We start from the raw sequence: 6,731 nt of genomic DNA, 5'->3' as shown, positions 1-6,731 counted from the left end.
CCCTCGGCTTCCGGAACCTCACGCACTACGTCGCCAGATCGCTCCTCGAAGCCGGCGGATTCAGACCGCTCCTACACTCTCATTCGCGATGAGCCACTTTGTCTCAGGGAATGCTGCTCCCAGTGCGAGTCCGACTGATAGGTGGGCTCCGCCAGATACGCGTATGCACTTCGCGCCGGCCGTGAACACGGCATCGCTGATCAGTGGGAGAGTCGTTCGCAAGCGTTCGAGCCCTGCTCGCGAGGGGAGTCGTCCGTCGTCTGAGGGTTTGATACGGATGTGCAGGTCATCATCATCGGCGTCGATGGCGAACGGGGCCGGGCGACTTTGCACTCGGATCGTGAGATCTCGACCCTCTTCGCGGATTACAGGCTTGCGTTGTTCGATGCGGTGCATGAGGAGGTCTCGCACAATCTCGACCTCGCCGGACGGATCGAGCATATTGGCCTGCTTCTTGTCGGACAGAGTTCGTGCTGGCGCGAGCCGCAAGAGCCGGTCCGGAGCGTCGTAGTCACACTTCGAGTCGCTTCCCATTCGGGCGACCTTGTTCGCGATGCAGAGGCTGAATGCGGGATCAGCGTCGAGCTGGAGCAAGCGAGGTAGCTCTCGTTCGCGGACGATGGCGCTGTCAGCGATGTCAGGCGTCACGACGAGCACGCCTGCCGAGAGTCCCTTGGTGAGGGCCTGTTCGAGGCGGTCGGTGGTCGTGCCCGGGCGTAGATCGGTGCGGTCCCTCCACACAACGAGGCCGGCGGCTCGAAGCAGATCCTCCAGTGACTCTGCTTGCGGTGTTCCGTCTGACTGGCGGTAGGAGATGAACACGGGGCCGTCGCCCCGGACAGCACCGTCAGGCAGCGGCCCCAGTGACTCGAACCTTGGTAGCGGGAGCAAGACCGTCGCCTTCCTCGTTACGGTGCGCCCCAGTCGCCCGCGCCCGGCGATGAGCCCGAAGAACTCGTCAACTTTGCCGGGGGCGTAGACGAGTAGTGCGATTGCGGTGTCGCTGACTTTGGCGGTCGCGCGCATGGCGGCATGGTCGGTTGGGCTGGGTCCAGATGGAGCGGGATGACTGTGCCACTCACCGACATAGCCGATTGGATCGTCATCGGCGCGCTGCGCCAGGAACTCTGCGAGGACTGCGTTTGCGCGGACATCGTCGCGAACGTATCTGTCCGTGGTTGACCCGTGCCCGTCGACGATCAGGGCGTGGGTGACTACGACATTGCCGTCCTCTCGGTAGCCGAGGAGGATGCCACCGGCTTCCCGAGGTAGGCACTTCGCTGTCTCCGATGCGATGGTCTCGTATGCGCCAGCTTGCAGGTCGATGCGCACAGGTGGCCGGGTCACTGGCGAGTCCTTATCGTGCCGACAGGCAGGTTCCGCACTTCTCCGGCCGGGTGTAGGGGGAGCCCGATGAGCAGACCGATCGCGTGCCGCACCGATGCTGCGGCAGCTTCGACCACGACGTATGGGGGCGTTGGGGAGATCGGACTGCCGCATCCGGCTTCAAACACGTCCTGCCTCGGAGGGTCTGTGTCGGAGGTCGAAGGTGGCAGAGAGTCAGACCCGTCGAGCGGCGGCAGCAAGTCGATACGGTAGCGCGCGCCGTCGTTCTGTGTCACTGCCGAGACGATCTGATTGGACAATGACCGAGCAGTGACATGGAGCAGCGCGGTGGTGGCGAAGTCGGCGGTGGCATCGACCACGAGGTCGTGGCTCCTTACGAGGTCGACAGCATCGTCACCCGAGGTCAGCGCTTCGTCGATCACGTCGATCTGGTCGGCCGCAAGCTCCTCGCGTGCGATCAAGTGCTGCTTGACAGCCTTGACCTTCGACAGCCCGATCGATTCAGGGCCAACGAGGTGGCGGACGAGGTTCCCCGGCATGACGACATCGTCGTCCACGAGGGTTAGGTGACGGATGCCCGACCGCACGAGCATGTCTGCGATGAACGAGCCGAGCGCTCCGACGCCGACGATCGCAACCCGACGTTCGCGGAGTTCGGGTGCCAGCAGACCTGCGCGGGCTGACTTGGCAGCATCGGTGTCGGCGCCCGAACGCAGTCGTCTGACCGCGATGTCTCCATCAACAGTGGGCCATACCTCCAGCACGATCGCGCCGTCGTGGGAGCCACGCTGATAGATGAGCACCACGATCGCGACCGAGTGATTGCGAATCCTGCGGTCCAGGTCCACGCCGGGGTCGATACGAGCAGCAACGTCATCCCATGATCTCGGCGGGATCTCCACGTCGCCCAAGTCTGCGACGTATCCGAAGCGGTCCTTGCTGTGTTTCGAGTTCTTCGTCGGTCGGGTGCCGCTGCCAATCCGCATCGTGTCGTTCTTGGCCGGGCGGAACCTTACGAATCCGTTGCGATATTGGGGGAGGTCGTCGTAGAGATACAGGCGCTCATCTTCGGACGGCTTGAAGTACCGGTCGAGGTCAAGGTCGGGTCGGTCGTTGGGCCAGCCCGCGTCCGCTTGCTCGAACCAGGCCGTGACATGTTCGAGGAACGAGGGGGCGTCGGTCCACCACAGTCCCTCATGATCGTCTTCCGCGACCAGGCACAGCGCACCATCCAGTTCCCGGTGCCAGGACCAGGAAGCCGCATCGGGGTCGACCGGCGCGACCCGCGGTGGCTGGAACGGGTAGCGGGAACGGAGGGTGATCAGAACGTCTGTCGTGCCATCGGAGTGAAGGATCGGTCCTTGCCACCCAGCGTCGGCCTCGGAGAAGCCGGCGCGGATCAGACCTTCCTCGAAGTGCTGACGTGAGTAGGCGACGTACTCGTCGTACTCAGCAGCAGTCACCCGAAGGTCCTCGTGCCCGCCGGGACCACCCGCGCGCCGGCGGAGACTACAGACTCGCGTTTCGTCCCGTCATCGTTGAATCCAGGCGGCATCGGGAACACGGTCTCGTCGTCACCGTTCTTGCCGAGAAGCTTCTGAAACGTCAGCGCTGCCTTGCCTTCGTCTTCCTCGTCGAGCGCTTCGCGCGCGGCTTCCGCTGCGTCGGCGAAACGGGTCCTGGCTGCGTCCAGTTCGTCATCGGTCGCGCGAATGCTGATCGTGTGTCCGGGCAGCGTGGGGTCGTTCACCCCGATGCCGTAGCTGACGTAGTTCCCGATGATCTTGCCGACCTCTTCGAGGGCTGAGACGTAGTATTCGGCGTGGTCGCTGCCCGATACCAGACCGGAGACGAACGCTTGGTACGTCGCCACCTCGATGAAGAACCCGCCCGGCTTCTTGCCGACGCCGAGTAGGGAGCGCCGGGTCTGACGGAGCAGCTTGACCGTCGGAACGTAGTAGCCGTCGTGGGCCGTGTTCATCTCGCTCGACAGTGACGTGAGCTTCTCGGGGTTGGTGCGCACCCACTTGTCCGCGTCGCCCTTCTGTGGAATCTCCCACGTCTCGCCGTCCCAGTAGGGGCGGGCAGGCACAGCATCGACATATAGGTCGTACTCCGGGAAAGACACCTGCAGACTGCGGTCCTGACGCTTGGTCCGTCGGTGTCCTTCGTCGTCGCTGCCGAACTCCGCGTGCAAGACGGTGAAGAACCGGTCGAGGATCTCCTTGGAGGTGACGTCGCTCGGCACCTCGGGGAGTCGCACGAACACGTCGACGTCCTTGACCCGCTTGATCGACACGCTCCTCTTGTACGAGCCGATGAGTACCGGGTCTACTCCGTACTCGGTGAGCTTCGTGTCGGCTTCGAGCGCATCACGCACCAGCCGGTGTGCCTCCGGCGCATTGGCCTTATCATCGCCGGGCTCGATGGAGCTCAGCGCGTCCTTGAACTGCTGCTTGAGGTGAGCCATCGGGCCCTCCGATCTTCTTGTCACTGTCTTCTTGGCTTCAACTGAGCCTGCCCCACACCACCGACACTGCGAGGCGGACACCGGGGCGTCGGCGACCTACTTCTTCTTGCTGCGCTTGCCGGTGCTCTCGTTGGTCGTGGTCTTCGGGTGACGCTTCACCGTGGACTGCTTCACGAACCGTCCCGTGACGGCGCTACGCCCTCGCTTGCCTGCCATACTGTTCACCTCCGCGTTCTAGATCCGACTCCACGTTTCAATTCTAACACAGAGTGCGTCGGGGGCGACGTGATGTTGCAGATGTGACACACTGGAGGTATGGCCAAGACCACGATCAACACGGCCGCGCTGCACTCGGCACTGGACGCTGCCCGTCGGGAACGGGGACTGTCCTGGAGGGCGCTCGCCGGTGAAATCGGCGTCAGCCCGTCGTTGCTGTCCAGGTTGGGCAACGGTCTGAAGCCGGACACCGACGGGTTCGCGACGATCGTCGCGTGGCTCAAGCTCCCAGCCGAGCAGTTCTTCGAACGTGACGGCGACGACAACGGTGCCGATACGCGTGAACCGGACCTGATGGCGCAGCTCGCTCCGCTGCTGCGGGCCAGGAAGGACCTCAGCGAGACCGACATCAAGTATCTAGAGCAGGTCATCGGTCTGGCCGTCGGGCATGCGCGGGCGCAGGGATGACCCGTGCGCCGTGGATTCAAGACCGAGGCGAAGACCCTCGCACTGGAACTACGAGCTGAGATCGGTCTCGATGCATACTCTCCGTTCGATCCGTACGCCTTCGCATCGGAGTACGGCATCGCCGTCGTCCAGCTCAGTGACCTCGACGGGCCGGCGCGACACCATTTTCTGAAGGCGGACGGCAGCGCCCTCTCCGGTGCGCTGATCCCGAACGGAACGGGCGTCGTGATCCTGGAGAACGATGCCCAACCATTGACTCGCAGGCGAACCACCATGTGCCACGAACTGGCTCACGTCGTGCTCGAGCACGAGTTCGGGGTTTCACTGTCCGATGAGAGGAAATGTGGGCTCAGCGGTGACCAAGAAGCGGAGGCCGACTGGCTGTCCGGTGAAGTGCTCATCCCCAACGACGGCGCCTTTCGACTCGCCCGAGCCAACGCCACTGACGAACAGGCAGCCGAGGCATACGACGTGAGCCTCGCGATCGCCCGTTGGAGAATGAACCACAGCGGTGCCCGCAAGGTCATGCAACGCGCTCGTGCGAAGTGGGCCTGACGCGCAGTTCTTAGCGCTGACCGTGATCCTTCGTGTGGGTCCACACCGTCATCCGATGAACGCCGAACCGCCGAGAGATCGACACCACGCTCTCACCGTTCGCTCGGGCGGTTCTAATAGCGTCCACTTGGCTGTCCGTCAGGGGTGTTCTAGTCCGTCTCCTTGGGGTCGTGACGATCCCCGGCTCGGCCTCGGAGCCGCCCGACGGCTCGTCGCTCATACCGAGTTTCGCCTGCTCCCACGCGGAACCGAGCCGCTCGAACCGCTGCCAGGTGTTCGGTTTGAGTCCACCCACGTCCACCCGACACGAAGGCCGTCTCCCTCAGGGAGGCGGCCTTCGTCGTTCTCGAGCGACGAGGTTCGGGCCGCGACGGAGCAGGTGTGACGTAGGTCATGATCGCCGCTCCCTCATCTGCTCGGCCCTGGCCACGTCCTCGACGCGGGTCCTCGACGGTGCGCGGTACACGACCACGGTCACGGGGTACGACGTCGCCTAGCGGCCCTTGGGCCAGACGGTCACGGTCCCGGCCTCGGTGCTCGGGGGCGCGGCCGGGGGGACGTCGTCGTTCACGACCGAGTACTCCTACACCGCGGGTGGCTTCCCGGAGACGGTGACCCTGCCTGCGGCCGGTGGTCTCGGTGCGGAGGAGGTCACGACCCGGTACGACGAGCGGGGGATGCCTGAGTGGATGGGGTCCGGGTTCGGCTGGGGCGCGTACGTCGCCGACGCGCGGTACACCGCGTTCGGTGAGAAGTCGGTCCTCGACCTGGGCAACACGTTCGGGCCGGTCGTCTCCTGCGAGTACCAGCAGGCGACGCACCGCCTGGTGCGGATCGGCCGCGACCGTGCGCGGGTCAACGGCACTGAGCTGGACGTGCGCTACGGGTACGACGTCGCGGGGAACATCCTCTCCGCGAAGGACGACCCGACCGCTGCCGGCACCGCCGACGACAACCAGTGCTTCACGTACGACGCGCTGCGACGGTTGACGTCGGCGTGGACACCGTCCACGGGATCGTGCTCCGCGGCGCCCTCGACCCGAGCGCTGGGCGGTCCGGCGGCGTACTGGACCGACTACGCGTACGACACGGTCGGCAACCGGACGTCGATGACGTCGCACCAGGCGAGCGGCGACGTCACGGCCGCCTACACCTACGGACCGTCGACGGCGGACCCCGACGCCGGGGTCCACGCCCTGACGGGGGTCGCGACCACGACGGCGGGCGGTGCGCCGACCGCGGCGTCGTACGTCTACGACGCCGCGGGCAACACCGTCAACCGGCCGTTCGGCACAGGCACCCAGGTGCTCGGGTGGGACGGTGAGGGGCGTCTGGCCCAGGTCGTCACGTCCGGTACCGGAGGCGCCGGGGAGAACCAGCTGACCGCCGGTGAGGCGTCGTTCGTCTACTCCGCCGACGGCGAGCGGCTCGTCCGCAAGGACGCGTCGGGGACGACGCTGTACCTGCCTGGCGGGCAGGAGCTGACGAACCACACGGCCGGCTCGGCTGCGGGCACGACGAACTCGACCCGGTACTACGGGTTCGGCGGCCAGACGGTCGCCGTGCGTGACGGCAGGGGCCTGGGCGGGGTGTCCAGCCTGGTCAACGACGTGCACGGGACGGCGCTCGCCGTGGTGCACAACACGAAGTACACGCTGACGCGCAACTTCGCCGA

6 protein-coding genes are annotated in these 6,731 nt (G+C 65.4%); 3 read left to right on the top strand and 3 right to left on the bottom strand.

The genetic code is table 11. The features are described 5' to 3' along the window. Positions 1-60: 60 nt before the first annotated feature. Genes ACFWGN_RS21330 through ACFWGN_RS21320 form a run of 3 tightly spaced genes read right to left on the bottom strand, consistent with a single transcriptional unit; the run spans position 61 to position 3,817 of the window. A complete protein-coding gene (locus ACFWGN_RS21330; RefSeq protein ID WP_377619756.1) occupies positions 61-1,332 on the bottom strand; it encodes a Mov34/MPN/PAD-1 family protein in 1,272 nt (423 codons plus the stop codon). A gap of 11 nt (positions 1,333-1,343) precedes the next feature. Beyond that, the gene (locus ACFWGN_RS21325; protein ID WP_377619754.1) at positions 1,344-2,810 is read right to left on the bottom strand and encodes a HesA/MoeB/ThiF family protein; all 1,467 of its coding nucleotides are present in this window, start codon (positions 2,808-2,810) and stop codon (positions 1,344-1,346) included. Beyond that, positions 2,807-3,817, bottom strand: coding sequence for a nucleotidyltransferase (locus tag ACFWGN_RS21320; protein WP_377619753.1), 1,011 nt, complete (start codon positions 3,815-3,817; stop codon positions 2,807-2,809). Before ACFWGN_RS21320 ends, ACFWGN_RS21325 begins: the two co-directional genes overlap by 4 nt. A 315-nt stretch (positions 3,818-4,132) precedes the next feature. On the opposite strand from ACFWGN_RS21320, the gene ACFWGN_RS21315 reads away from it, so the two are divergent. The 3 genes from ACFWGN_RS21315 to ACFWGN_RS21305 form a co-directional block, all read left to right on the top strand. Then, complete coding sequence (locus ACFWGN_RS21315) at positions 4,133-4,501, top strand: helix-turn-helix domain-containing protein (RefSeq protein ID WP_377619751.1); 369 nt, start codon at positions 4,133-4,135, stop codon at positions 4,499-4,501. A 3-nt stretch (positions 4,502-4,504) separates the two neighbouring features. Then, on the top strand, positions 4,505-5,056 hold the full coding sequence (locus ACFWGN_RS21310) for an ImmA/IrrE family metallo-endopeptidase (RefSeq protein ID WP_377619749.1): 552 nt from the start codon (positions 4,505-4,507) through the stop codon (positions 5,054-5,056). 503 nt (positions 5,057-5,559) lie between these two features. After that, positions 5,560-6,731: hypothetical protein (locus ACFWGN_RS21305; protein ID WP_377619747.1), on the top strand; the 1,172-nt coding region annotated here is incomplete at its 3' end.

The organism is Oerskovia sp. NPDC060338 (assembly GCF_042726295.1).
Lineage (GTDB): Bacteria > Actinomycetota > Actinomycetes > Actinomycetales > Cellulomonadaceae > Oerskovia > Oerskovia merdavium.
Note: the sequence above shows the minus strand (reverse complement) of the source record. Positions and strands in the feature narration are given on the sequence as shown.